We start from the raw sequence: 24,076 nt of genomic DNA on the forward strand, positions 1-24,076 counted from the left end.
CGACCATCAGGTCGGCGGTAGCAATCTCTGGAAGATGTCCCGGTAGTACAGGTGCGCCAGGAAGTGGCCGCCCGGTCCCATGTGCAGTGTTGCGCCTGGGATACGGCGAGCCAGTTCTCCCGGCCACGACGGGTCGATGAGTTGATCGTCGGTGCCGCCCCAGATATCCACCGGCACTTGAATATCCTCGGGCCGGAAGCCCCACGGGCGGACCATCACGAGGTACTCCTCGACGACGCCCTGGGGTTGCCGGAGGGCCTCTCGCGACAGGTTCGCGAACGTTGCGAAACCCTCGGCCTTCAGCACCGCGGCGTCCGCTGGCCCGAGGTCGCGCGCGGCAAGCCGGCCGTAGAGATCGGGGGCACAGGTCGCGGCGAGCGTCATCGCGCGAAAGCCCAGCCGGGCCGCCCACGGTCTGCGTTGCGACAGCCGGATGTAGCTACGGTCGATCGGTGGCAGACCGTCGAACGCGCCTGGTTCGGTCAGGGGTATGGCGCCGGCGATGATGGCTGCCCGGGTCACGCGCGGCGGCAGCGCGTAGCCGACTGCGGCCGCATACTGGCCGCCGAGTGACCAGCCCATGACGGCGAAGCTGTCGATCTCGAGTTGGTCGAGCAGTTCGGTGACGTCGCGGGTCCAGTCGAGGATGGTGCGGTCCGGCTGCGGATCCGACCTGCCGACGCCGGGTCGGTCGGGGGAGATGAGCCGGACCCCGCACGACTCGGCGACCGGCGCGGCGGCGGCGACATCGAGTCGGCAGGCCAGCCCACCGTGGTTGTTGAGTATCGGGAAACCGTCCGGGTCGCCGTATTGCGCATAGCTCAACTGGCGCCCGTCCCGCAGTCGGATCACGTGGCAGGCCTCGGCGGGACGGTGCTCGGGCATGGCCGGCCTCCGCGACTGGTGAGCGAACTTGCTTACCGGGTCATCGTTGCACCGACAGTGAGGAAGCGCGCGCGGAATTGACGTTGTTGATGATTTGTCGGGTCGGGGCACTCTGCCGGCTATGCGGCCGGCTTCTGCCAAACCAGGAGGTATCGCCAGAAGACCAGGCGCCGCACGTGGGCGCCGGGAAGCAGGGCCGCGGCTTGCGCGGCGACTTCGCGAGTGGTCAATGGTGGGTCCAGGACCATCGGCATGGCGTCGTGATCCGGCGTCTTCGCGAACCCAGGACCAGCCCCCAGCGATCGTGCCGCGAGAAAGCGGAGGCCGAGCGCCCGATGCCCGACTCCGGCGGCGAGTTCATGAGCCCATTCGTGCCGCAGGTCGGTCCGAGGCAGCGCTATCGCCGCCAGGACACCGCCGGGCCGTAGGGCGTCGGCCAGCCGAGGGAGCGCCGCATCGAGCGGCATGTGGTGCAGTGCGCAGATGGACACGATCGCGTCATAGTCGGTTGCCGTCAGCGCGTCGGTCAGGACGTCGCCCTCGATGCAGTTCACGTTGACCGGGGTTCGTCGCCTCGCTTCGGCGACCATCACGGCAGAGCGGTCGACGGCGTCGACGTGGTCGCTGCGTTGGGCGAGTTCGACCGCAAAACCACCGGCGCCGCAGCCGACGTCCAACACCCGTTGGCACCGCGGCGGCAAGTACCCGAGCAGCACACGGTGGTAGTAGGCGTTGTGGTCCCAGTCGAGCATGCTCCGAGCCGTGGCCAACGCCGACGTCACACCCGCGCGGCGACTCGAACCGGGATGGGTCCCTTCGCGACCGTCGTGTACGGGGACTCGAGCGGGAAGTCGGCGTCCAGAGACTCGATGCGGTTCGACCGGACGATGGTGGCGAGCGCCAGCGTGGTCACCAGCATCGCGAAGTGCTCACCGATGCACGACCGCGGACCGGCGGCGAACGGGATGAACTGCCAGCGGTCGCGGTTCTTCGAGTTCTCCGGGCTGAACCGGTCGGGGTTGAACGCCAGCGGGTGGTCCCACAACGTCGGGTCCCGGTGCACGGCGCTGATCCCGATGGCCACGATGCTGCCGGCTTCCACGCGGTAACCGTCGACCACGATGTCCTGCGTCGCCGTCCGGCCGACACCGGCCGCCGGCGGGCACAGCCGCAGCGACTCGTTGAGCACCTGGGCGGTGTACGGGAGACGGGAAACGTCGTCGGGTGTCAGCTCCCGATCGCCGATCGCGGCGACCTCGGCGGCAACCCGGTCCTGCATGTCGGGGTGGTGTCCGAGCTGCCACAAGGCGTACGTCAGCGTCGTCGCCGTCGTGTCGTGGCCGGCCAGCATGAAGATGAGCAGGTCGTTGCAGATGTCGTCGTCGGACAACTTCTGGCCGGTCTCGGGATCGGCCGCCGCGAGCAGCGCCTTGACCAGGGGTGCGTCACGGTCCGGATTCGCGCGGCAGTCCTGCAGGACGTTCATGGTCATCTGGCGCATCCGGGCCACCGCGGCACGCGCGCGACGCCGTCCCGGCGTCGGCAGCCACTTGGGTGCCTTGATCGGTCGTAGGGCGCGATCGGCCGTGTAGCGCGAGGCCACATGCATGTTCTCGGCGATGGTGTTGCTGTGCTCGTTGATGTCGAGACCGAGAATCGAGTAGCCGAGCGACCGCATCGCGAGCCGCCGGCACTCGGTGTCCAGGTCGACGTCACGGGCGTCGCGCCAGCGATCAGCACTGGTCTGCGCCGCCTGGGTCATGTGCCCGCCGAAGCGGTCCACGTGTTGCTTGGTGAACACCGGCTGCAAGGCGCGTCGGCGCGGCGGCCAGGCGTTGTTGGGCAACACGAAGAGGTTGTCGCCGACCACGTTGCGCACTTCCTCATGGATCGTGGAGCGCTCGGCGAGGTTGTCGGTGCGGCCCAGCACATCGCGGATCCCGCTGGGGGAGGTGACCAGCACGACGGGCGGGGCGACGCGCTTGGGCGCGACGGCGATGCGGCTGACGGGTCCGCCGACTTCGCTCAGCAGCACCAGTCCGGTGTGCAATTGCCGCGTGGTAACCAACTGCCGCAAGGGCAGCGGGTTCTTCGGCGCGAGCGGCAGGGCGCGCACCCCAGGGGCGTCGATTGTTGTGGCCATCACAGAGAATTATGCCGCGCCCGGCCGAAGTGGTCGAGTGATTCGTCAAGCGCGCGTCAATTTCACGGGCTATTAATCAATCATGAGCATCCACGTGAACCTGACCCCGCAGGAAAACTCGCTGATCGCCGAGAGCCACCCCGACGCGCTGGCTCGCTTGGACGCGAAGGCGCTGAAGGAACTGCAGAGCAGGCTCAGGCAAGCGCGCGAGAAGAACTTCAGCCTGCTGCGACGCCAGGGTGCGGCCCGCGTGGAGGCCGAAGGCGGCCGCGGCGCCGCACAACCGGCCAACGAAAAGCGTGGTGAGAAGGTCGACGTGTTCGACGAGGCGCTGGCTCGGGTGGGCGAGCGCCTCGAAGAGGTTGGCGAAGGCGAGTAGCACCGCCCCGGCCGCCGCACCGCACTAGCCGGTGATGTCGCGGCCGATCAGCCGGCGCGCCACGATCCACTGCTGTAGTTCGTTGGCGCCCTCGAAGATCTCGAGGATCTTGGCGTCCCGGTACATCTCTTCGAGACGCACCGATTCGCCCGTTTCGCCGACCTGCCGAGCGAAACCCAGCGCACCGTGAATCTGGATGGCTTCGCGCACCAGGTCGTTCGCGAGGCGGGTGCCGTAGGCCTTCGCCATCGCTGCCTCGGGCTCGGCCGTGGCGTCACCGGTGTCGAGTAGCGTCGCGGCTTTCTGGTACAGGTTGCGGGCGCATTCGATTTCGGTTGCGCGCTGGGCCATCTGGAACTGCCAGTGCTGCATGGCGCCCAGTGGGCTGCCGAAGACGTGGCGGGTCTGCAACCGGTGTACCGCGAGGTCGAGCGCGGCCTGCGCCACGCCGACGCCGGCCGCACCGATGCCGATCCGGCCGCGCACCAAGGCCGACAGCGCGACGGCCATGCCACGCCCGGGTTCGCCGAGCAGGTTGTCCCGCGGCACCCGCACGTTGTCGAGGACGATATCGGCGGTGATCTGCCCGCGATGGCCCATCTTCAGATCGGGGCGGCCGATCCGAATTCCGGGGCTGTTCAGGTCGATGAGCAGCATGTGCGCGCGATTGCCGTCGCGCCCGGCCCGCACCAGCATGGAGACCCAGCCGGCCACGATGCTGTTGGTGATCCAGCGTTTGCGGCCGGTGACGACGAACTCGTCACCGGCCTCTTCGGCATAGGTGCCGAGCCGTTCGGCGGTCAGGTCCGAGCTGGTGTCCGGTTCGGTGGTGGCGAAGGCGAAGGCCTGCTTGCCGGAGACGAGGTCGGGAATCAATGCGTCGCGCAACCGAGGGCTCGCATGACGCAGCGTCGCCGGGACCAGAATGCACTGACCGTCGTAGACGCCTGCCATCGAGGACGATTCGTAGGCGATCTCCTCGGTGACGGTGCACGTGCCCAGCATCGGATGGGCCAGCCCGGCGCCGTGGGCCGATTCGAAGGGCACGCCGAACAACCCGTCGGCGGCGAGCCCGCGGAATGCCTCCCACGGAAAACTGTCGGCCGACTCTTCCCGGGAGCCGATGTCGCGGGCAACGGGCGCCAGGTGCTGGGCGACCGACGCACGCGCGCGGGTCCGGAGCTCGACGATCTCGGGCGGGAGAAAGACGTCATGCCACATGTGGTCCTGGGTACGGCGAACTGAGGCGGTCACGGGCGGAACTCCTAAGGAATCGAACGATCGTCCGAATTACTATAACCAAACGATCGTCCGATTCGATAGAGTGGCGTGATGGAGGTTCTCGACAGCAAGGCTGCCCGGACCCGGCGCCGCATCCTGGATGTCTCTGCCGCCGAGTTCGCCGAGCACGGCTACGGCGGGGCCAGTCTGCGGCGGATCGCGGCCGCGGCCGGCCTGCAGGTCGGGAGCCTGTACTTCCATTTCCCGACCAAGGACGAACTGGTCGCGGCCACGCTGGTCGACGGCGTCGAATCTGCAAGGGCCGCACTGGAACACGCCATCGACTCGGTGCCGGAGGCAGCCTCCCCTCGTGACCGGCTCGGGGCGGCGATCAGTGGTCACCTCGAAGCCCTGCATGCCAGCGACGACCGGGCCGCTGCGGTCGTCCGGATGGTCGAGACGCTGCCGCCGCATCTGCGTGCCGCGCATGTGCCACACGAGCGTCGGTTCGCCCGGGTCTGGCAGGGGGTACTCGAATCCGGCCGGCGAGCCGGCGTGGTCCGCACCGACATCGACCCACGAATACTGCGGGACTTGGTCATTGGCGCGCTCAACAGCACCTCGACCAATAACCCTGCCGCGAAAAAGGACCTCGACGCAGTCACCGACGCGGTGTTGACGTTGATGCAGCCCCCGTTCGAAGGGGCCACGAAGTCTTCAAAAAAGTGACCCACATCAGCCATAGGTGACCTTTGGCCGTAGCGCCGGTCAGTCGGCGTCCGTACCGTTGGAGGTGTCGGATTTCGCACTTTCGTCTGGAGCGGGCACCATGACCGAATTATCTCCTCGTCCTTACATTTTGGTTGGTATCGACGGTTCAAGATCGTCGTTGGAGGCCTTGCTGTGGGCCATTGGTGAGGCGCAGCTGCGTAACTTGCCGCTGCGGCTGGTTCACGCCGTCGACTACGGCAATTTCGTGATGGGATTCAATCCGGGTGCCTCGGAGAGTTTCTTCAAGCATGTGGAGACGGCGGGTCAGAACTTCCTCAACGAAGCCAAGGAGCGTGTGCAGGCACTCGCGCCCGAGGTGGAGGTGTCGGTGCACAACCTCACGGGCCGTCCCGCACAGCTCCTGGAGGAGCAGTCGAAGGACGCCTATCTCACCGTCGTCGGCTCGAGCGGACTGCACGGATTCACCGGGCTGCTCGCGGGGTCGGTGGCGGTGTCGCTGACCGCGCACGGTCACAGCCCCGTGGTTGTGGTCCGCGCGCCCGGCGCACACGCCGGTGGACCGGTGGTCGTTGGCATCAGCGGTGCTCCCGACAGCGAGGAAGCGATCGGCTGGGCCTTCCAGGAAGCGTCGCTGCGTGGCGCGAAACTGCTCGCCGTCCTGGTATCCAGTTATGTACCAGCCTATTTCGACTACATCGAACCGACGTGGGAAGAGCTGCCGGGTCCGGCGCGTGAGGACCAGCAGGCGATGCTGTTGTCAGAGCGGTTGGCCGGATGGCAGGAGAAGTTCCCCGAGGTCGCCGTCCGCCGCGTCATCGCCGCCGGCCACCCCGGGCACGTTCTGCTGGGCTATGCCCAGCGCGCGCAGCTGATCGTCACCGGGACCCGCGGACATGGAAACGTCGCCGGGTGGTTCCTCGGTTCGACGAGCCACCGGCTGATTCAGCACGCGGAATGCCCGGTGCTGGTCGCTCGGCCGCAGGCTCGGTAGTCAGACCGCCGAGGTAAGGGGTAGCCGCTTGGCGGCTACCCCTTACTCATGCCCGCGCAATCAAGACTGACGGATTGTCGCAGTTGCGGTCGGCATGCGACCCGATGATGCTCGAAAGGTCCGGCGCGTCATGGGCTCCGACCACGACGAGGCTGATCGGTTCGGTTGTGGTTGCGAGGCATCGGACGAAGCTGGTCGTGACGGCTGCCGGGGTGATGTAGACGTCGGGATAGAGGTCCTGCCACACCGCAATGCGGCGCAGTAACTCCTGACGTGCGCTCTTCCCCATCTCGGCCGGACACTCGCCGACCGCAAGAACGGGCCGTCCACGCAGTTGCGCTTCGGCGACCGCCGCGGCGATCACGTCGTGATTCTCATCCCAGTCATTCACCTCGACAACGATCGAGCCGACGGGGGTCCGCCGGTGTGGAGAGTAACTGCGGATCACGGCGACCGGACACGACGCACGCTCAGCCACACCCACGGCTGTAGAGCCCAGCAATGCCTTTGCGAAGCGACCGATTCCGACCGACCCGACACACACCATGGCCGCCTGGCGGGATTCTTCGATCAATGCGGCGGTCGGGTCACCAACCACTACGGCGGTCTCGATTTTTACCTGAGCCGCAGTGTCGTCGATGGCTGCGTGAGCTGCCCGCAGACAGGTCGTCACGTATTCGATGGCCAGCTGATCCGAGCACTGCCGGCGTTGGATGCAACTCACCAGCCGCAGTGGTACGTCGCGAGCAATTGCTTCGGCGACAGCCCAGTGAGCGGCGTACACGGCAGCTGTCGAACCGTCGATACCGACCACGACGGAATCGCCGGTGTTGGTTTCGATCATATTGTCTCCCTGTGTGTTTCGCGGTCCCTACGGCGGTGTGCAGGCCGGACCGGCAACGCCGACCCGCTGCCGTCGCGTACGAGAGTGCTGGATGTGTCATCACATCGTCGCCCGGGTATGTATTCGGGTCGAGGGCACAAAGGCCCTTGGGAGTGCCGCATGAGTCACCGCGAGGCGACGGTCTTCAACGGTGGCTACTGGTCACTCATCGAGTGACTTTCGGCCATATCAGCCGAGACGGCGTGACCGTAGCGTCATGGACATCGGATCGTCAGAATCCTCGGAGGACATTGTGACCGAATTATCGCCCCGCCCTTATATTTTGGTCGGAGTCGACGGATCGAGCTCGTCGCTACTCGCCTTGACCTGGGCTGTCAACGAAGCGCAGTTGCGCAACCTGCCACTGCGACTGGTGCATGCCGTCGACTTCGAGAGTTTTGCGCTGGGATTCAACCCCGGTGCGTCGGAGAGCTTCTTCGAGTATCTGGAAACGACTGGCCAACGCTTTCTTGACGAAGCAATGGATCACGTCAAGGTTCTGGACCCTGATCTAGAGGTGGCGCTGACCAGAAAGGCCGGTCGCCCAGCCCGGGTGCTGATCGACCTGTCGAGGGACGCGTTCCTGACCGTCTTGGGTTCCAGCGGACTCAATGCGTTCACCGGACTGCTCGCCGGGTCGGTGGCGGTGGCGCTGACAGCGCACGGGCACAGCCCGGTGGTCGTGGTCCGTGCGCCCGGGGTGCCCGTTACAGGTTCTGTCGTGGTCGGGATCAGCGGTGGTCCAGACAGCGAAGATGCGATTGCCTGGGCGTTTGAGGAAGCCTCGATGCGTGGCGCGGAACTGAATGCGGTTCTGACGTGGAGCTACGTGCCGTCCTATTTCTACTACTCCGAACCGCCTTGGAACGACCTGATCGGCCGGGCGCGCGAGGACCAGCAGGCAATGCTGTTGGCTGAGCGATTGGCCGGGTGGCAGGAGAAATACCCCGATGTCACCGTCCGCCGCATCACCGCAGTCGGCAATCCGGCGGAGGTCCTGCTGGGCCATGCTCAGCACGCCCAGTTGCTCGTCACCGGAAGCCACGGGCGCGGTGACGCAACCGGACTGTTCCTCGGCTCTACCAGCCACAAGCTGATCCATCACGCGAATTGCCCCGTGTTCGTTGCTCGGCCCCATGCCCGAGAGTCCACCCGATGACCAGCGCAACACGTGAGTTGAGCGAGCCGTTGCCGGCGGCGCGACTGCGATCGGTTGATGCGTACTGGCGGGCCGCAAACTACCTCACCGCCGGCCAGATCTATCTGATGGACAACCCGCTGCTGCGAACGCCGTTGGAGCGTCAACACATCAAGCCGCGCCCGTTGGGACACTGGGGCACCTCCCCGGGACTGAATTTCATCTACGCGCACTTGAATCGCGCCATCATCGATCACGATCTCGATGCGATGTACGTCATCGGTCCCGGGCATGGCGGGCCGGCACTGTTTGCGAACGCCTGGCTCGAGGGCAACTACACCCGAACACGTCCAGATATCGCACGTGATGGCCACGGCATGGCTACGTTGTTTCGCGAATTTTCTTTTCCCGGTGGCGTTCCCAGTCACGTGGCACCGGAAGTTCCCGGCTCGATCCACGAGGGCGGCGAGCTCGGGTATTCGCTCGCACATGCCTACGGGGCTGCGCTGGACAACCCGAATCTGTTGGTAGCGTGCGTCATCGGCGACGGTGAAGCAGAGACCGGGCCACTGGCGGCCAGTTGGCATTCAAACAAGTTCATCAACGCGGCGACAGACGGCGCAGTGCTACCCATCCTGCACCTCAACGGGTACAAGATCGCCAATCCGGCCGTGCTGGCTCGGATCACTGACGGCGAACTGGACTGTCTGTTGCGCGGATACGGCCATCACCCGATCTACGTCGGCGGCGACGATCCACGACAGTTGCATCAGGACATGGCTGCGGCGTTGAACCGCGCCGTGGCGATGATCAGCGAAATCCAGAATGCTGCCCGCACTGCCTCCTCACCGCCACCGCGCCCGCAGTGGCCGTTGATCGTGTTGCGGACACCGAAAGGCTGGACCGGACCTCGGCGGGTCGACGGTCTGCCTGTCGAGGGGACTTGGCGTGCGCATCAGGTCCCGATCGCCGACGTCCGCACCGACCCACAACACCGCCGGCAGTTCGTCGAATGGCTGTACTCCTACCGTCCCGATGAGCTTTTCGACGAGATGGGTTGCCCGACAACGCTGGTCACCGACAACATTCCGGCGCCCGAACGCCAGATGGGCGCGAACCCGAACGCCAACGGCGGCCTCCTGCTGACGCCGTTGCACCTGCCTGCCTTCAAGGAATTTGCGGTCTCCACCGTGAGGCCCGGCGACGCCACCGCAGAGCCGACCCGAACACTTGGTCAGTATCTGCGTGAGGTCATGGTCCGCAACGCCTGTTACCGCAACTTCAGGTTGTTCGGACCCGATGAGACCGCGTCGAACCGACTTGGCGATGTGTACGACGTCACCGAGAAGCAGTGGAACGCTGCGGTTCTGCCGACCGACGAGCATCTTGCCCATGACGGGCGCGTGCTGGAGGTCCTTTCCGAACATCTGTGTCAGGGGTGGCTCGAGGGCTACCTGCTGACCGGCCGACATGGCCTGCTGAACAGCTACGAGGCTTTCGCCCACGTCGTGGACTCGATGGTGAACCAGCATGCCAAGTGGCTCAAGGTAAGTCGGCAGCTGCCGTGGCGTGCACCGATCGCGTCACTCAATTACTTGATCACCTCGCACGTGTGGCGCCAGGACCACAACGGCTTCTCGCACCAGGATCCCGGCTTCATCGACCATGTCGCCAACAAGCGTGCCGAAATTGCCCGCATCTACTTGCCGCCGGATGCCAACACCTTGCTGTCGGTGGCGGCGCACTGTCTTGCCAGCCGGGACTACATCAATGTGATCGTCGCGGGAAAGAACGACGCGCCGGTGTGGCTGACCGCGGAGCAAGCCGCAGTGCACTGCGCACGCGGCGCGGACATCTTCGAATGGGCCAGCACCGATGCGGGTTCAGTGCCCGATGTGGTACTCGCCTGTGCCGGCGACGTGCCAACGACTGAAGTGCTTGCCGCGGTGTCGATCCTGCGAAACCGTCTGCAGAAGCTGAAGATTCGTGTCGTCAATGTTGTCGACTTGTTCCGGCTGCAATCCGACACCCAGCATTCGCACGGCATGACCGATGCGGAGTACGACACGTTGTTCACCTCCGACCGGCCGGTGATCTTTGCCTATCATGGCTACCCTTCGTTGATTCACCGGTTGACCTACCGCCGACACAACCATCAACACCTGCATGTGCGCGGATATCTGGAAGAGGGCGCAACGACGACGCCTTTCGACATGCTGGTGCTGAACAAGATGGATCGTTTCCAGCTGGTGATCGACACGATCGACCTGACGCCCGGACTGGAGGGGGCGGCTGCGAGCGCACTGCGCGCCGACATGATCGCGGCTCAGGATCGGCATCGTGACTGGATCAGGACTTACGGCGAGGATATGCCGGAGGTGACGGACTGGCGCTGGGATCCGAACACTGAATGACAGTGTGTCCGTCACGATGAATGTTGTTGGCAGGTAACGCTTCTAACGGATAGTGGCGAATTAGATGACCAGAAGGGACTTTTCGTCATGAGTAACTGTGTCAATGGTGGTAATGGTTACCGAGGCGTCCTTAAGGCTGTTGTCGCCGGGGCTGCCACCTGGGCGTTCGCGGTGACCGTGGCGGGTGCAGCCGGTGCCCAACCATGGGATCCGTGTTCGCCCTCGGAGATGATGCGTAGTCACGCCGCGGTGATGGATCAGATGGCCGACTACCTCGACGCGCACCCCGACGTGGAGCAGGTGTTCCGGCAGGCAATGCAGACGGGTAGTCCGCACGAGCGGCATATGGCGATGCAGGGTTACCTGGACGCGCATCCAGATGTCGCCGCCGACATCAAGAGCATCCGTCAGCCGATGATGGATCGCCGGGCGAATTGTGGTCTGCCGCCGAATGAAATGCCCATGCAGGCCGGCATGATGCCAGGTATGGGCATGCCCGGCATGATGGGTCATTGATCGCGCGAGGCCGTCGTAGGGAACCTTGCGACTCGCCATTCAGTCCGGAGCGGAACTGAGCACGGATCGTCCATAGGTCGAGTTCGTTGTGCGTGCGACTACGAGAGTCAGCGTCAGGAGATACGCGCTGACGACGGCAACATGGATGCGCTCGAAGAGCCCTGTCCAATCTGTATCCGCGAGCGCAGTCGCGATTTCGATGCAACCGAGTGCCGCGCCGGTCGCCGCGACGATGAGCCCGACCCAACCCAGCTGGCGCGTGCGTGGCTGGCCGCCCAGTGCGACGCCATAGGCCGCCATCGCGATGACGACCGCGGTGAAACCGACTACCCCGGAGATGGTGTGCAATTGAGACAGCTGGGTCGGTAGGGAAGCGTGGTCGGCAGCCCAGCATTGGGGGTCAACCGATGGGGCGCAGCGCATCGGCGAGAGGGCGTCGACGATCGAAGTGGCGGCACCGACCGCCAGCGCAGCGCTCCCAATCCGCATCAATGATGATGGGCGCCAGATCGCCAGGACGCCGGCGAGTACCGCGAGGCCCATGCCGGCGCCGAGATCGCCGATCCTGAAAATCTGATAATACGGTTGGCCGGCGACCGCCAGTTCACTGATGTAGGACCGTGTCGGGCTGAGGGGAGAGCCGATCACCCACTGAAGTGGGAAGGCGCAGTAGCCGATAAGTCCGACGAGTACTGCGACCATCCAGGGTCGTAGTGCCAGGCGGAACCTGGTGTAGGTCACCGAAAGGGCCATACCCTGAGCCTGATCTCCAGAAACATCTGCTGCTACGACATTTGGCCGCTGGACGCCTGTTGTCAAGCCACGGGTTGTGGGGTGCGCGCCGTCATCACAGTCGCCTCCGCTCGCTCCTTGATCCCGAGCAGCATTCCTCGCACGGCGAGCGATACCACTGGACTGGCTGCTTCGGTGACGAAGACCTGGCCGGGGTGGCGGAGCCCCGCCCGGGTGCGCACCAGCAGGCGGCACTGGTCATCCCAATGGGGCTCGAGATGGAACGACCAGACTGCGTCCCATGGAAATTCAGGAGGTGTCCCGCGAAGCACGATCGATTTCTTGTCGACGACATGCGCAACGCGGAGCAACACATCGCCGCGACCGCCGAGCCGGCCCGGCGGCACGAGGCGTATCGGGTCGCCCGGTCCGAGTCGCTGCCATTCCGGACGGATCGCCTGGTCGCCGTGGTAATCGCGACTGAGCAGGCTCTCGAGCGTTTGATAGGTGTAGAAACCGGCGCGGTCTTGGCCGAGCTGCACCAGCCAGGGCCAGACCGCGTCCACCGGTGCGTCGATCAAGATGCCCTCGGTCGACTGCAGCGCCGGCGAGCGCACGAGCCCGTCACCCGGCAACTGCCTTTCGCATTCCTGCTTCGTCGTACCCCAATTGCGGTAGTACCGTCGCGCCGCGTAGAGGAGTGCGGCACCCACCGCGGCTTCGACGATCTGTGTCCCAGTCATATGACGACTGTGCTCGCAGGCGGCCGCGGTGACTAGGGTCTTGGGTCCTCAGACTGCCCCGCACCCGTGATCCACTCCTTGGCGTGGTCAACCTGGCCGGTGGGAAACGGCCGGATCTCCGCCGCGATGAAATGCGACACCAGGTGCTGTGCGACACCCGCCATCGGCGAATCGGTCACGATAGCAATCTTTTTCACGTGCTTGTGATGATCGTGGACGAACCTCATGTGGGTAACCATCGCGCCGAAGCTATCCCACCCGGGAAAGTGCGGCGCATCGATGATCAGGCCGCCGAGGTCACTGCCTTGCTCGATCTTTGGGTCGACGGTTTGGGCGAGCGCGGCGAAATCGCTGGTACTCAAAGGTGATTCGGGACGAATGGTGAGGATCGAGTTGTCCGCGTCCCATTGCTGATCGATCATGGTTACTCCGTTCGAAGTCGATAGGTTGGCTCGTTGGCGGTGCGCTAGCCGCTGAGTAGCATCAGGTTGCCCAGTCGGCGAGTGTGTGTCGCGGCGGACGCCACAGCGACCAGGTGAGCGATCCCGTGCTCGATGCCGCGGGCGAGATCGTCCGCGGCGAGCTCGGCGTCGTAGTCTCCGATGACGCCGAAGGCCAGGCGGTCGGCGTAACTCATGATGGCGATGCCGGTGCGCATGCCCATCGCAATGGGCGGTACTGGCACAAGCTCGGCGATCCGCCGGCCCATCAGGCGCAGCCGCTGTGTGGGGCCGGGGACGTTGGTCGTCACCGCAACCACGCCGTGTTGCGGAAGCCGGCCCAGCAGACGCACCGCCGATGCCATTATCGGAAACGGAATCAGGTTGGCTGCGGCCACCACCAAGGAGCCGGCTTGGCGCTGCCCACTGCCTTTTGCGGTCGTCAGCCTTTTGTGGACCAGTCGAAGCTGCTCAAGCGGATCCGGCCGATCGACGGGTAGGTCCGGCAGCAACACTGAAACGCGGTTGTCGGGCACATGGAGTAGTTCGGCCGGCCGGACGGAGACTGGCACCACGGTGCGGATCGGCCCAGCCGAAGGCTGCAGGTCGTGCTGCAGCATCGCTGACCGGAAACCGTCGGTGATGGCGGCCAGGGCTACGTCGTTGACGGTGACGCCGAACCGTTTGGCGACCATCTGGACGTCACCTAGCGAGACCTCGACAGCGCTGAATCGGCGCATATCGCTGAGTTGACCGTTGAGGGGCTGTGTGGATGTGGTGAGCACGCCGGCGACGAGTTGAGCAGCCCCGAATGCCATGCGCACACCACTGCGCGCGGTCGATCTCATCAGCCGCCATGCATCGGTGCCGAGGGTGATCGGATTGAAACCGTGGAGCGGAAGTCGGCCCGATCGTGAAGGGAGGCTGGGTATTTCATCGCGGGTTTCCCACTGGGTGTCGCAGATTCCAGCGAGCATCGCTGTCGCCGCAACGCCGTCGGCGATGCAGTGGTGCAGCTTCACCACGATCGCCCAACGACCATCAGCCAGACCATCCAGCATCCACGCTTCCCACAAGGGACGGGACCTGTCGAGCCTGCGCTCCATCAGATTCGCCACCGCGCGATGGACCGCGGTGCCATCACCTGGAGCTGTCACGGTGAGTCTGCGGACATGGTGGGAGATATCGAAATTGTGTGCGGGCACCCATTCTGGAGCGCTGAGGTCGAGCGGAAATGAATGCAGCACCTGGCGGCAGCGTGGCAGGGTTGCTGACCGCTCATCGAGCACTGCCTGCAGTTCTGCGAAGTCCGGCGCGGGACCTTCCATGATGGCCAGCACGGCGACAGCAAGATTGGCATGACTGTCGGAATCCTCGGCCTGCAGGAAACCGGCGTCGAGTGCGGTGAGCTGGTTATCGTTCATCGATGTCCTTTACGCGCCGGCCCGCCAACGGTGGGGTATTCGTGAATGATGTTGCGCTCATCTGCGGTTCAACGGCAGGGCTGATGGGCAGCGGTCATAGGGACCTTCGGCACCTACTGCGGTGAGGTCTGCGAGGCGGCGCGTTTGGAGGTTGCTCTCGACGTGAGGCGGTCTGGAGCCTTCCGGCTATGTGCCGGAGGACTTTTGGCCCGAGCCGTGGTCACCTGAATGGAGCACCATCGAGTGGCTGCCCGCTGAGGCCTTGATTAGTAGGGAGGATTCTCCGATGGTCGTTTCCGCCTGTGAAGACCGCGATGTCCGTCTTGTTGCCGATGGCGACGTGCACTCGCTCGGCAGTTCCGCGAAAAGCGACCGCCAGGGCCGCCTCCTCGTCTCGAGCACGGCGGCGTTGATCACGGCCGCGGTGGCCGTTGGCTGGATGTTCGGCGGTTTCTCGCTCGTCCGCCTGGTGTTACCGGATGATGCCGTGGCGCCGGCGAGAGTTGCGACGGCACAACAGCAAGCGCCGCCGATACCGCAACAACTGCACGCATGGCTTGCCGAACTTGAATCACCACTCGACGCATTGCTGACGCAGCGAGACGACATTGCCACCGCGGCAGCCAACGCTGACATGGCCGGAATGCAGCGGGCCTGCGAAGCCGGCCAGGCAGTCCTGCCGCAACTACACACGTTGTTGCCGAGCCCGGATCCGACGTTGACCGCCGCCCTGCAACAGACGCTCGACGATTTCGGTTTCGGATTCAGCGAGTGCCTGACGGGACTTCGGAATCAGGACGCCGCCGACATCGAGATGGCCTCGGTCTATCTGTACCGCGCAAACAACGATCTTCGAACGGTGATGGCGCTGATCGCACGTGCGCTGGATGACGCCGACGCCGGGAATCTGGATGTCGTAACAATCTGACGTCGTCAGTTGGGTCGAATGTCGCTGGAATTCATCAAGATTCGGGCGTCGAGGTGACGGATCGGACTGATTGACTATTCGGGTACCACCCGACCGCTGTGAGATACAGCCCGGCCAGTCCTGTGACGACCACACTGATCTGCCACCACGGTGCGGCGGCCATGACGTCTTGTCCCATCGACAGGTACGCCCCAGGGAAGGTCATCAAGGCCACTCCCTTGAGTACCGTCAACCATCCCAACACTGACACCGTAGCTGCGGCAATTCCACGCCAATGCGGATGCAGTGTGACTACGACCAGTCCCATCGGCAAGACGAATGCGCCTGTGATCCAGGGCCATACAGAGTTGTCACCGAATGCGTGCATCAGAGTCTTGACGTACGCGGCCCGGGTGACGAGCGAGGCAGCTGCGATGACGAGGTAGGGTCCGAGCACCCGAGCGAACATCCGGGTGCGGTGCTGGATGTGAGGTTGTGCGCTCATTGTCCGAACTCCGTTTCGTCGAATAGATCGTGCCGGTCGTCGATCCCGTTGCAGGACAGGGCTATCAATTCGCTGGATCGTCGTCATGAAGGCGCGAAACAACATCGGTCAGTGGGCGGCGAGGGGTTGCCGGTAGTGGGTCGGCATTGAGTGGCGCCCAGCCGACACGGATGAGCATTTGCGGGAACAACTCTTCGCCGAATACGTCAGTTCGGACGATGGCTCGGCACTCAGGATTCTCCAGCGCTTCGGTCACGGGGCAGGTGGACAGCCCCTGTGCGGTAGCCGTCAGCAGCACTGCGCTCGTTGCTTCGCCGGCCCGCAACCGATCAATCGGAGCGTCGGTTGTCGTGCCGAGCGCCAACAGTGATCCGTTGTCATCGGTGGCCGTGGTACCCGCGGGCTGGCCGAGCGCGGGGCCGGCGAAGATGCGGCTGGGCAGGGCGGCACTGCGGTCAGGCGGTGGTGTACTTCGAGCCGGTACCCCGGCGACTGATGCATAGCGCCCGCTCCAGATCGTCAGTTCTGTGAGGTAGTCCAGGTCCTGCACGTGTTGGGAAACCGCCTGGCGCAGTGCGGTTGTGAGGACGTCGTTCAGCTTTACCCGACGCAGTCCGATACCCAGGCGGGCTGCACGGGCGGTCATCAGAGCGATGTCTCCCAGTGGCACGGGCCAGCCGCTGTAGTAACGCCGGTCTGTCCGGCGCCGCGGAATCGCTGCGGCGAGGGCGATGTCAGGCTGTTCCGGAGTACAGGGGGTGAGTTCGATCGCGGCGAGATGATCGGGCTCGGCCGGATTGGGGAACCGGCGTACGGTTGGCTGCCAGCCCAGCGCGTAGAAAGCGACGGTCGCGTGGTGCAGTGCCGCACCGCAACTGATCAGCAGGTCGCGCCCGTCGGGATCGGTGTGGACCAAGTGCAGTGACGACTCGGCGTACAGGTGCACACTGTGCGAGCCGATCCGCCACCGCCACGGTTGCGTGTTGTGGACCGAGGGCGCGCGGGTTGCGAGCGCCATGGCCGCGCAAACCGTCTGATGATCGGGGAACGTCTTGGACATCTGATTCACCTCGCAGAACAAATGGTCGAGATCGATGCGGTGTGGACTGGATCACGCACACTGCTCTTTCTCATGCATCGATCCTGCAGCCGATCCGACCTGATCGACAGAGCATTACGTCACTTACTGAACGGTTTCGTCCGATGACCACCTGCCGGCAGAACCGGTGCCCATCGGCATTGCCGGCCAAGGACATTGGTCCCTCGTGTCGAGCTGCTACCGAGCGCAGTCTGAGGGTCGATGAGGCGCCACGTGGCCCGAGGCCGACCAAGGAGTCCGCAGGTGGCCGGCCGTCCACGCATCACCGATCAGGGTAGAGGCGCCCACCACCGCAGGACAGTGCCGGCGTCGACGCCGGGTACCACGGTCATGTCACCGCCATTGTCTCGTGCCCGCCCGCGCAGGTTCGCCAGACCGCTCTCGGTGATGCTGTCCGACAACCCATGGCCGTTGTCGGCCACTTCGATACGCAAGTCGTTGTCGACGTTCACGGTGACGCTGACCGCGCTGGCCTTGCCGTGCCGGACGGCGTTGCTCACCGCTTCCCGCACAACGGCCTCGGCATCATCGGCCAGGTCCGGCTCGATGACGGACAGCGGGCCGTCGTAGCGGACCGTGGTGTGCAATTCATGGCTGGAGAACGAGGCGACAGCCGCATCGAGCCGCTGTCGCAATCGGGTGGTGGAGGCGGTGCTGCCGTGTAGATCGAAGATCGCCGTGCGGATTTCGGTGATGACTTCCTGAAGGTCGTCGACGCAGTCAGTGATGCGACGCTGCACATCGCTGGACTTGGCACGCGGAATCGCGCCCTGGAGCGTCAGACCAACCGCGAACAGTCGTTGGATGACGTGATCATGCAAGTCGCGGGCGATTCGGTCACGATCGGCCAGCACATCAAGCTCGCGCTTCTGGCGCTGGCTGGCGGCCAGCTGCCAGGCCAGGGCGGCCTGGTCGGCGAACGCGGCCATCGAGTCCAGCTGATCCGCGGTGAAATCCTGCCGGCCCGTGCGCCGCAACACGATCAGGACTCCGATGACGCTCCCTGTGGTGCGCAGCGGGAGCACCAGTGCCGATGCCATGTCGACCGCCAGCGCCTCGGGTAGGTCCGCCGCCCGACAGATCACGGGCGTCCGCTGGTGAAAGGCATGGCCGATGGGCCCGTCGGCGACCGGCGCCTCCAGCGAGGATGCCCGGATATCGCCGACGACATCGATGACCTGCAGTTCGGTGATCTCGTTGCTCGGCGCATCGTCGTCGTCGGGAACCGCTATCAGCGTCGCGTCCGCGTCGGTCAGGGCACGTGCTTCCTCTGCGATCTGACGGAACACCTGAGACGGCTCGGTGCCCGACAACAGGGCGGTGCCGATATCGCGCGTGGCCTCGATCCAGGCCTGGCGTTGCTGCGACTGGCGATAGAGACGCGCGTTGTCGATGGCAATGCCGGCCGCCGCGGCCAGCGCTTGTGCGAGCACTTCGTCGTCCTCGCTGAATGGCTGCCCGGATGCCTTTTCGGTCAGATACAAGTTGCCGAAAACTTCGTCGCGGATGCGCACCGGCACACCGAGGAAAGTTCGCATGGGAGGGTGGTGGTCAGGAAACCCCACCGAGGCAGGATGGGTGCGAATGTCTTCCAGCCGAATGGGTTTCGGTTCATCGATCAACGCGCCGAGCACCCCTCGGCCCTGGGGGAGCGGGCCGATCTTGCACCGGGTCTCCTCGTCGATGCCTTCGTAGACGAATTCGACGAGCTCGTGGTCGGTGCCACGCACTCCGAGGGCGCCGTACCGTGCGTCGATGAGCTCGATCGCGGTGTGCACGATGGTTCGCAACGTCTCGTCCAGTTCGAGACCGGACGTGACGGTGAGCATCGCCTCGACAAGACCGTCGAGGCGGTCGCGGCCCTCGATGATCTGCTCCACGCGGTCCTGAACTTCACTGAGAAGTTCACGCAACCGCAGTCCGGATAGCGGCGCTCGCAGCGGATGCTCGGCACTGCTGTCGTGGCGTGTCACATGGGTGATTCTGCCATCACGGCCGAGGTGCGCCGGGAATATGACGCCGAGTGCGTATCAGTAGTCCGAGCGCTGCGGTCGGTCCAATTTTGATACAAATACCGCCGCCTGGGTTCGCCGTTCCATGCCGAGTTTGGCGAGCAGACGTGAGACGTAGTTCTTCACCGTCTTTTCCGCAAGGAACATCCGTGCAGCAATCTGCTTGTTGGTCAATCCTTCACCGAGCAGGTCCAGCAGCACTCGCTCCTGATCGGTCAGTCCCGAAAGCGGGTCCGACCGCTCGGCTGCGTTGCGGAGCTTGGCCATCAACGCGGCCGCGGCACGATTGTCGAGTAGCGACCGTCCGGCGCCGACGGCCTTGATCGCCTCGGCCAGCTCCATGCCTTTGATGTCCTTGATGACATAGCCGCTGGCCCCTGCCAGGACTGCGTCGAGCATGGCTTCGTCGGAGGTGAACGACGTCAACATCAGACAACGCAGGTCGGGCAGGCGTGACAGCAGGTCCCGGCATAGTTCGATGCCGTTGCCGTCCGGTAGACGGACGTCGAGGACAGCGACATCGGGCTTGAGCGCGGGAATCTGAGCCAGCGCATGCGCCACGGTTCCAGCTTCGCCGATGACCTGCAGATCAGAGTCCGCGCTCAACAGGTCGATGAGTCCGCGCCGTACGACCTCATGGTCATCGACGAGAAATACTGTGACCATTCCTTGCCCTTCTGAACGCCGCCGGCGTGCTTGTCCGTGTTGAAGTCCTGCTCATGACGATAGGCCAGGCTGCGGCTACAAGCGCTGGTTATGTTGGCAAATCAGTGCCGTGCAGTTCACCTGGGCGGAGCCTGAGCGCGCCGACCCTACGATCTCGCCCATCCCCGGCCTCCGACGTCTGCCGATTACCAGCAGTTGAATCGAATCTGACTGGCGATCAAGATAATTCATGGTGGACCCGTGGATGGCGACGGGGTTGAACTCGATGTCCGGGTTGGCTGTGCGGTGACGGGCGAGGCGTTTGTCCAGACGCGCACAGGCCCCTTCGTCCTTGATCTTCTGCCGATCGTCCGGGTGTGAGTTCTGCCGCGTTGCGAGCACTGTCAGAGGCGCGCCGCGGAGCCGAGCTTCGCTGATCCCGGCATCGAGGACAACGGTGCTGTCCGGGCCTTCGTCGACTTCGACAACGACGTGCCGGGGCCGCGTCGTCGCGTGCTGGCTGCCGCTCCGAACGATGGCTACCGGACACGGCGCAGCCGTGGCCAAAGTCGCCGCGGTGGAACCGAGGCGGTGCCCCGTCGCGTGCGCGATGCCGAGCGAGCCCAGACACAGCAGATCAGCTGATCGGCTTGCGTCCAGCAGAACCTGTGACGGATGGCCTTGCAGGACTTCCCATTCCACTTTGACCGGCTTGTCGGTGGACTCGACGGCGACCAACGCCCGCCGCACGGAAACGTCGGCGCACGCCAAGTCTTGAGCTTCCTGCTGCGGATCGACAGCGCCATTGCCCCGTGGCTCGACCACGTAGAGCAGGCGCAGGGGCACATCGCGACTGACGGCTTCGTCGACCGCCCACAGGGCAGCGTCCACCGACCAGCGTGAGCCGTCTATGCCGACTACGACGGCCGACGACGGAGAAGCTGATTTGTACATCTCCACACTCTCCTGACATCACCGAACTGACTATTCGTCGACGGTAGGTGTGATGACGCTGCCGGCGGCAGGGGAATTGGTCCCTAGTCGCATGCCACAGTGACCCGTCGTGCCAGGCCGGTTGTCCGCGACCATGGGTCCATGTGCTCTAGCGCGCAGCCGGGTGGCTTGCCATCGTCGAACCCATGAAGAAGCTGCTGGCAACCGGCGTCGCACTTGCAGCCGCACTGTGTGTAACCGCGCGGTTGAGGCGAAAGTGGCGTGCAGGCAGAACGGAATCGAGCGCTCCGCCGTCAATTCCGATTGTGCGAGCGATCTGGCCGGAAACGGAAGACATCCGACAACTGGCGTCGCGGTGTCGGTGGTGGGACGTCATCCAGGGCTGGAGCGGTGCCGATGCGGACCAACACCTGTGGCAGCGGGTGACCGGTGAGCGTGCTGACGATGTCGCAGGTGGCCGGGTGCTCGGTGATATGGGTGAGCGTGCAACTTGCTAGGCCCGCGATGGTGGCCTCCAGCAGGATTGCCGACAGGGTCTCGCCGCACGCAAAAATGTCCCCACGGGTGTCGCCGAGCGCGGAGATCACCGCCACGGTGGCCTGGTCATCTCCCGCGTGTTGGCGTCGCTCGCGGGTATTGGTGACCGGGAACGCCCGTCCGATGTCAACCCGGTCACTTTCTGCAGCCGACACCAGCGCACTGTGTGGAATGCCCGTCGTGGTGCCGAATGACCCAGTCCACCAGTCCAATTCGGCGTGATAGGCGGCGTCGTACATTCTGAGGACTTCGGCAAGATGCGAGGCCTCCGCAAGATTGGTGCGCTGTTGGGCGCTCAAGACGTCGACGTGGGTCGGACGATTGCCCACGGCCAGCCGCAGCAGTTCGTCGAATGCCGACCGATCGTCGACCGCGCCGAGCGGAAGTCGGTCGGTGCGTCGGCACAATATTGCGTCTGCGGCACGCCGTTGTGCGGCAGTGACACCGCTGGCCGGCCGGAAGCCGATGTCGGCGAGATGGTGGTGATCGTCCGGGTTGGGAAATCGGTCGACGTTGGTGGTCCAGCCGGCTGCGGCCATCGCCACGCGGAGATGATCCAGTGCTGCGCCGCAACTCAACAGAGCCTGGCGCCCAGAACTGTCGGTGGTGACCAGCCGGCCGGTATCGAGATACAGCTTCAGCGTGGCGGATTCGAGAACCCACTTCCACGGCTGACTGTTGTGGAATGACGGCGCCCGACAGGCCAGCAGGACCGCGTCTTTGACTTCCTGAAGTGGAATCGAGGTTCTCGTCATGAGATGCCCTTCTCGGCAGCGCGACGTGCACTGTGAAGCCTGCCCCGGTTTGGACGCTTCTCCCAGGGTCGGAAGTCATCAGTACCTCAGCAGCCGGCAGACAGGCCGCCATCCCTCGCACGACAGGGCATTTTTCGGATCTCGCCAGGGACCTTTGACACTATGCCGGGTTCGTGCGGAGAGGTCAGATGTGACTGGAGATCAAGCGATCTCAGGGTGGCCGGAATGGAGGATTGCCGCCATGGCACACGGATATCCGATGAACATCCCAGCTTCAGCCGAACCGGTCGTGGTCGGTATCGACGGCTCCAAACACGCGCTGCGTGCGGCGCGGTGGGCTGCGCTCGAAGCGGCGAGTCAGAACACCACATTGCGGCTGGTCTACGTCATCGATGCAGATGATGCTGAGCGGCAGGCCAACATCGACCGAGCACAGCACGCGCTACACAAGGCATGGAAAGCGTTGGCCGATACGCGCATCGACGTCAAACTCGAATCGGAGATTCTTTCCGGCAGCCCGGTTGAATGCCTCGCCGAAGAGTCTCGTCGCGCGTCGATGGTCTGTGTCGGCGACCGCGGAACACATGACACGCCTGATGCCGCCCGTGGATCCACGGCTGCTCAGGTCGCCCGGAACGCGCCGGGCACTGTCGCGATCATCCGCCGGACTCACCGTGACTTCGACCATCGCAAGTGGATCGTGGCGGTGTTGGACGAGTCAGTCTCTGCCACCGCCGTATTGAAGGCCGCCGAGGCCGACTCGACATGGCGCAACGCGCCAATTCTGATGTTGGAGCCCTGGTCGCATTCGAGTGAGCCGGTCCATGTCAAGCATCCGGTGCATGCGGCCCTGGAACGATACTTGAAAGATGCGGAAAGCAGTCACATCCGGTCGGTCACCCTGGCGATGCCAGGGCACCTGAGTGACCTGCTGCGGCAGAGCGCGTGCATCGACCAGCTGGTCATCGTGCCGGGAGATCGCCGCGAGTTGGTGGAGGAGCTGACCAGCCGTCAGATGCGCAAGACTTTGAAGCATTCGGACTGCACGCTGTTGTTCGTCCGGCCTTCTGCCCATGCATCGACTGGCAATGGAGTTGCCTGCCAACAGGGTTCGATCGAGCCATTGACAGTAGGGCAGCGGTGACCCAGGTACTGCACGAGCAGACCCGGTCCACCCGATCGGCAACAGATTGGGTTGCCGAGGTTGCCGGGAAACTCGCCCGGCGCGAGGGACGCAACGATGCTGCGCGGGACGTGGAGATCATGGGCTGGTGTCGGGAGGCTGCGACTCAGTTCGTGGACGCTCGCATTCAAGCGTTCGTTCCACTGCTGGTCGAGCGCATCGTCGGCGACCGCATCCGGCGTGATCGTGGCGAACGGGGTTGCCCTCCGGCGGCTATGGCCCGTGCCCATCCCGATGTGTCGAACCTCGAGCCGTCGTGGTGACCAGGCCGCGTAGCGACGTTCTGTCGATCAGTTCGAGTAATCGCCGCAGAAGCGGTCGGAACAGGAAGTATCCGGCCAGGCTGACAACGATGCCGAGTGCCAAGCCCGCAAGGACATCGCTCGGATAGTGGGCACCGACGTAGACGCGCGCAAACGCCATCACCGCCGCGGCCACGGCGGCCACCAGGCCGAGGCGGCGGTTCACCAGCCACAGTCCTGCCGCGACCGCCGCCGCGATGACGGCGTGGATGCTGGGGAATCCGCCGTCGGTATTGCAGTGCAGCACCACGATGTTGCGCAGTGCGTTGCACGGGCGGGTTTCGTTGACGTACACAGCGATCGGGTCATAAACCACCAGGGCGGCCAGCACTCCCAGCGGTGTCCACAGCGCGGCCGCCATCGCCATCGGATTTCCGCCCGTGCGGGCGAGCCACCACCCGCCCAGCCACAAGGCGATGAAAAGGAGCACGCCGTCGTTGGCGTACGCGGTCATCAACGGATGCAGCCACGGGGTGTCGCGGGCGAAATCGTTGATGACGTAGAAGATTCGTACATCGAGGTTCACGGCGGGTGCT

At 64.6% G+C, this 24,076-nt stretch carries 25 protein-coding genes; 9 read left to right on the top strand and 16 right to left on the bottom strand.

Annotated features, from left to right (window positions below):
- Positions 1-6: 6 nt before the first annotated feature.
- The 3 genes from A7G45_RS15155 to A7G45_RS15165 form a co-directional block, all read right to left on the bottom strand.
- Positions 7-885: an alpha/beta fold hydrolase gene (locus A7G45_RS15155; protein ID WP_260938419.1), complete on the bottom strand. Its 879-nt coding sequence runs from the start codon at positions 883-885 to the stop codon at positions 7-9.
- 119 nt (positions 886-1,004) lie between these two features.
- The gene (locus A7G45_RS15160; RefSeq protein ID WP_260938420.1) at positions 1,005-1,637 is read right to left on the bottom strand and encodes a class I SAM-dependent methyltransferase; all 633 of its coding nucleotides are present in this window, start codon (positions 1,635-1,637) and stop codon (positions 1,005-1,007) included.
- A 26-nt stretch (positions 1,638-1,663) separates the two neighbouring features.
- Positions 1,664-3,028: a cytochrome P450 gene (locus A7G45_RS15165; RefSeq protein WP_260938421.1), complete on the bottom strand. Its 1,365-nt coding sequence runs from the start codon at positions 3,026-3,028 to the stop codon at positions 1,664-1,666.
- A gap of 82 nt (positions 3,029-3,110) precedes the next feature.
- On the opposite strand from A7G45_RS15165, the gene A7G45_RS15170 reads away from it, so the two are divergent.
- Positions 3,111-3,407, top strand: a complete 297-nt coding sequence (locus tag A7G45_RS15170; protein WP_260938422.1) for a hypothetical protein — start codon at positions 3,111-3,113, stop codon at positions 3,405-3,407.
- 24 nt (positions 3,408-3,431) lie between these two features.
- Here A7G45_RS15170 and A7G45_RS15175 read toward each other — a convergent pair whose 3' ends face one another.
- Positions 3,432-4,628: an acyl-CoA dehydrogenase family protein gene (locus A7G45_RS15175; RefSeq protein WP_276555287.1), complete on the bottom strand. Its 1,197-nt coding sequence runs from the start codon at positions 4,626-4,628 to the stop codon at positions 3,432-3,434.
- 111 nt (positions 4,629-4,739) lie between these two features.
- Here A7G45_RS15175 and A7G45_RS15180 point away from each other — a divergent pair, with 111 nt between their 5' ends.
- Entirely contained in the window at positions 4,740-5,357 is a 618-nt protein-coding gene (locus A7G45_RS15180) for a TetR/AcrR family transcriptional regulator (RefSeq protein ID WP_260938424.1), read from the top strand.
- Positions 5,358-5,457: 100 nt separating this feature from the next.
- On the top strand, positions 5,458-6,351 hold the full coding sequence (locus A7G45_RS15185) for a universal stress protein (protein WP_260938425.1): 894 nt from the start codon (positions 5,458-5,460) through the stop codon (positions 6,349-6,351).
- Positions 6,352-6,397: 46 nt separating this feature from the next.
- On the opposite strand, the gene A7G45_RS15190 is transcribed toward A7G45_RS15185, so the two are convergent.
- Positions 6,398-7,195 (bottom strand): universal stress protein, encoded by a 798-nt coding sequence (locus A7G45_RS15190; protein WP_260938426.1) that lies wholly within the window; start codon positions 7,193-7,195, stop codon positions 6,398-6,400.
- A 292-nt stretch (positions 7,196-7,487) separates the two neighbouring features.
- Between A7G45_RS15190 and A7G45_RS15195 the strand changes: the two genes are divergently transcribed.
- The 3 genes from A7G45_RS15195 (at position 7,488) to A7G45_RS15205 (ending at position 11,302) form a co-directional block, all read left to right on the top strand.
- Positions 7,488-8,393, top strand: a complete 906-nt coding sequence (locus A7G45_RS15195) for a universal stress protein (RefSeq protein WP_260939714.1) — start codon at positions 7,488-7,490, stop codon at positions 8,391-8,393.
- Complete coding sequence (locus tag A7G45_RS15200; RefSeq protein WP_260938427.1) at positions 8,390-10,786, top strand: phosphoketolase family protein; 2,397 nt, start codon at positions 8,390-8,392, stop codon at positions 10,784-10,786. The genes A7G45_RS15195 and A7G45_RS15200 overlap by 4 nt, the downstream gene beginning before the upstream one ends.
- Before the next feature lie 87 nt (positions 10,787-10,873).
- Positions 10,874-11,302 carry a heme-binding protein gene (locus A7G45_RS15205; protein WP_260938428.1) on the top strand — a complete coding sequence of 143 codons (429 nt, stop codon included), beginning with the start codon at positions 10,874-10,876 and terminating at the stop codon, positions 11,300-11,302.
- A 39-nt stretch (positions 11,303-11,341) separates the two neighbouring features.
- Here A7G45_RS15205 and A7G45_RS15210 read toward each other — a convergent pair whose 3' ends face one another.
- The 4 genes from A7G45_RS15210 to A7G45_RS15225 all read right to left on the bottom strand — a co-directional run bounded on the left by A7G45_RS15210 (position 11,342) and on the right by A7G45_RS15225 (position 14,641).
- On the bottom strand, positions 11,342-12,055 hold the full coding sequence (locus tag A7G45_RS15210; RefSeq protein WP_260938429.1) for a DUF998 domain-containing protein: 714 nt from the start codon (positions 12,053-12,055) through the stop codon (positions 11,342-11,344).
- Between the two features lie 62 nt (positions 12,056-12,117).
- Positions 12,118-12,777, bottom strand: coding sequence for an SRPBCC family protein (locus A7G45_RS15215; protein WP_260938430.1), 660 nt, complete (start codon positions 12,775-12,777; stop codon positions 12,118-12,120).
- Between the two features lie 32 nt (positions 12,778-12,809).
- Entirely contained in the window at positions 12,810-13,199 is a 390-nt protein-coding gene (locus A7G45_RS15220; RefSeq protein WP_260938431.1) for a SpoIIAA family protein, read from the bottom strand.
- Positions 13,200-13,243: 44 nt separating this feature from the next.
- A complete protein-coding gene (locus A7G45_RS15225) occupies positions 13,244-14,641 on the bottom strand; it encodes a wax ester/triacylglycerol synthase family O-acyltransferase (RefSeq protein WP_260938432.1) in 1,398 nt (465 codons plus the stop codon).
- Between the two features lie 286 nt (positions 14,642-14,927).
- Between A7G45_RS15225 and A7G45_RS15230 the strand changes: the two genes are divergently transcribed.
- The gene (locus A7G45_RS15230) at positions 14,928-15,569 is read left to right on the top strand and encodes a hypothetical protein (protein WP_260938433.1); all 642 of its coding nucleotides are present in this window, start codon (positions 14,928-14,930) and stop codon (positions 15,567-15,569) included.
- Positions 15,570-15,603: 34 nt separating this feature from the next.
- Here A7G45_RS15230 and A7G45_RS15235 read toward each other — a convergent pair whose 3' ends face one another.
- The 6 genes from A7G45_RS15235 to A7G45_RS15260 form a co-directional block, all read right to left on the bottom strand.
- Positions 15,604-16,053: a hypothetical protein gene (locus tag A7G45_RS15235; RefSeq protein WP_260938434.1), complete on the bottom strand. Its 450-nt coding sequence runs from the start codon at positions 16,051-16,053 to the stop codon at positions 15,604-15,606.
- Positions 16,054-16,117: 64 nt separating this feature from the next.
- On the bottom strand, positions 16,118-17,113 hold the full coding sequence (locus A7G45_RS15240) for an Acg family FMN-binding oxidoreductase (RefSeq protein WP_260938435.1): 996 nt from the start codon (positions 17,111-17,113) through the stop codon (positions 16,118-16,120).
- 308 nt (positions 17,114-17,421) lie between these two features.
- On the bottom strand, positions 17,422-19,125 hold the full coding sequence (locus tag A7G45_RS15245; RefSeq protein WP_260938436.1) for a GAF domain-containing sensor histidine kinase: 1,704 nt from the start codon (positions 19,123-19,125) through the stop codon (positions 17,422-17,424).
- Positions 19,126-19,182: 57 nt separating this feature from the next.
- The gene (gene dosR / locus A7G45_RS15250; RefSeq protein WP_260938437.1) at positions 19,183-19,830 is read right to left on the bottom strand and encodes a hypoxia response regulator transcription factor DosR/DevR; all 648 of its coding nucleotides are present in this window, start codon (positions 19,828-19,830) and stop codon (positions 19,183-19,185) included.
- Positions 19,831-19,905: 75 nt separating this feature from the next.
- Positions 19,906-20,763 carry a universal stress protein gene (locus tag A7G45_RS15255; RefSeq protein WP_260938438.1) on the bottom strand — a complete coding sequence of 286 codons (858 nt, stop codon included), beginning with the start codon at positions 20,761-20,763 and terminating at the stop codon, positions 19,906-19,908.
- A gap of 293 nt (positions 20,764-21,056) precedes the next feature.
- Positions 21,057-22,055 carry an Acg family FMN-binding oxidoreductase gene (locus A7G45_RS15260; protein ID WP_260938439.1) on the bottom strand — a complete coding sequence of 333 codons (999 nt, stop codon included), beginning with the start codon at positions 22,053-22,055 and terminating at the stop codon, positions 21,057-21,059.
- Between the two features lie 289 nt (positions 22,056-22,344).
- On the opposite strand from A7G45_RS15260, the gene A7G45_RS15265 reads away from it, so the two are divergent.
- Together A7G45_RS15265 and A7G45_RS32715 are read left to right on the top strand one after the other, a co-directional pair.
- On the top strand, positions 22,345-23,199 hold the full coding sequence (locus A7G45_RS15265; RefSeq protein ID WP_260938440.1) for a universal stress protein: 855 nt from the start codon (positions 22,345-22,347) through the stop codon (positions 23,197-23,199).
- A 110-nt stretch (positions 23,200-23,309) separates the two neighbouring features.
- Positions 23,310-23,501, top strand: coding sequence for a three-helix bundle dimerization domain-containing protein (locus A7G45_RS32715; RefSeq protein WP_377042006.1), 192 nt, complete (start codon positions 23,310-23,312; stop codon positions 23,499-23,501).
- On the opposite strand, the gene A7G45_RS15270 is transcribed toward A7G45_RS32715, so the two are convergent.
- A complete protein-coding gene (locus A7G45_RS15270; RefSeq protein ID WP_260938441.1) occupies positions 23,452-24,066 on the bottom strand; it encodes a phosphatase PAP2 family protein in 615 nt (204 codons plus the stop codon). The genes A7G45_RS32715 and A7G45_RS15270 overlap by 50 nt on opposite strands.
- Between the last annotated feature and the right edge of the window lie 10 nt (positions 24,067-24,076).

The sequence above is a fragment of the Mycolicibacterium llatzerense genome (assembly GCF_025331195.1).
Lineage (GTDB): Bacteria > Actinomycetota > Actinomycetes > Mycobacteriales > Mycobacteriaceae > Mycobacterium > Mycobacterium llatzerense.

Coding starts and splice junctions, on each gene's coding strand:
- A7G45_RS15160 (WP_260938420.1), bottom strand. CDS start 1,637: ATGCTCGACTGGGACCACAACGCCTACTACCACCGTGTGCTGCTCGGG.
- A7G45_RS15205 (WP_260938428.1), top strand. CDS start 10,874: ATGAGTAACTGTGTCAATGGTGGTAATGGTTACCGAGGCGTCCTTAAG.
- A7G45_RS15220 (WP_260938431.1), bottom strand. CDS start 13,199: ATGATCGATCAGCAATGGGACGCGGACAACTCGATCCTCACCATTCGT.
- A7G45_RS15175 (WP_276555287.1), bottom strand. CDS start 4,628: ATGTGGCATGACGTCTTTCTCCCGCCCGAGATCGTCGAGCTCCGGACC.
- A7G45_RS15225 (WP_260938432.1), bottom strand. CDS start 14,641: ATGAACGATAACCAGCTCACCGCACTCGACGCCGGTTTCCTGCAGGCC.
- A7G45_RS15170 (WP_260938422.1), top strand. CDS start 3,111: ATGAGCATCCACGTGAACCTGACCCCGCAGGAAAACTCGCTGATCGCC.
- A7G45_RS15260 (WP_260938439.1), bottom strand. CDS start 22,055: ATGACGAGAACCTCGATTCCACTTCAGGAAGTCAAAGACGCGGTCCTG.
- A7G45_RS15180 (WP_260938424.1), top strand. CDS start 4,740: ATGGAGGTTCTCGACAGCAAGGCTGCCCGGACCCGGCGCCGCATCCTG.
- dosR (WP_260938437.1), bottom strand. CDS start 19,830: ATGGTCACAGTATTTCTCGTCGATGACCATGAGGTCGTACGGCGCGGA.
- A7G45_RS15215 (WP_260938430.1), bottom strand. CDS start 12,777: ATGACTGGGACACAGATCGTCGAAGCCGCGGTGGGTGCCGCACTCCTC.
- A7G45_RS15255 (WP_260938438.1), bottom strand. CDS start 20,763: ATGTACAAATCAGCTTCTCCGTCGTCGGCCGTCGTAGTCGGCATAGAC.
- A7G45_RS15240 (WP_260938435.1), bottom strand. CDS start 17,113: ATGTCCAAGACGTTCCCCGATCATCAGACGGTTTGCGCGGCCATGGCG.
- A7G45_RS15155 (WP_260938419.1), bottom strand. CDS start 885: ATGCCCGAGCACCGTCCCGCCGAGGCCTGCCACGTGATCCGACTGCGG.
- A7G45_RS15185 (WP_260938425.1), top strand. CDS start 5,458: ATGACCGAATTATCTCCTCGTCCTTACATTTTGGTTGGTATCGACGGT.
- A7G45_RS15190 (WP_260938426.1), bottom strand. CDS start 7,195: ATGATCGAAACCAACACCGGCGATTCCGTCGTGGTCGGTATCGACGGT.
- A7G45_RS15200 (WP_260938427.1), top strand. CDS start 8,390: ATGACCAGCGCAACACGTGAGTTGAGCGAGCCGTTGCCGGCGGCGCGA.
- A7G45_RS15210 (WP_260938429.1), bottom strand. CDS start 12,055: ATGGCCCTTTCGGTGACCTACACCAGGTTCCGCCTGGCACTACGACCC.
- A7G45_RS15165 (WP_260938421.1), bottom strand. CDS start 3,028: ATGGCCACAACAATCGACGCCCCTGGGGTGCGCGCCCTGCCGCTCGCG.
- A7G45_RS15230 (WP_260938433.1), top strand. CDS start 14,928: ATGGTCGTTTCCGCCTGTGAAGACCGCGATGTCCGTCTTGTTGCCGAT.
- A7G45_RS15235 (WP_260938434.1), bottom strand. CDS start 16,053: ATGAGCGCACAACCTCACATCCAGCACCGCACCCGGATGTTCGCTCGG.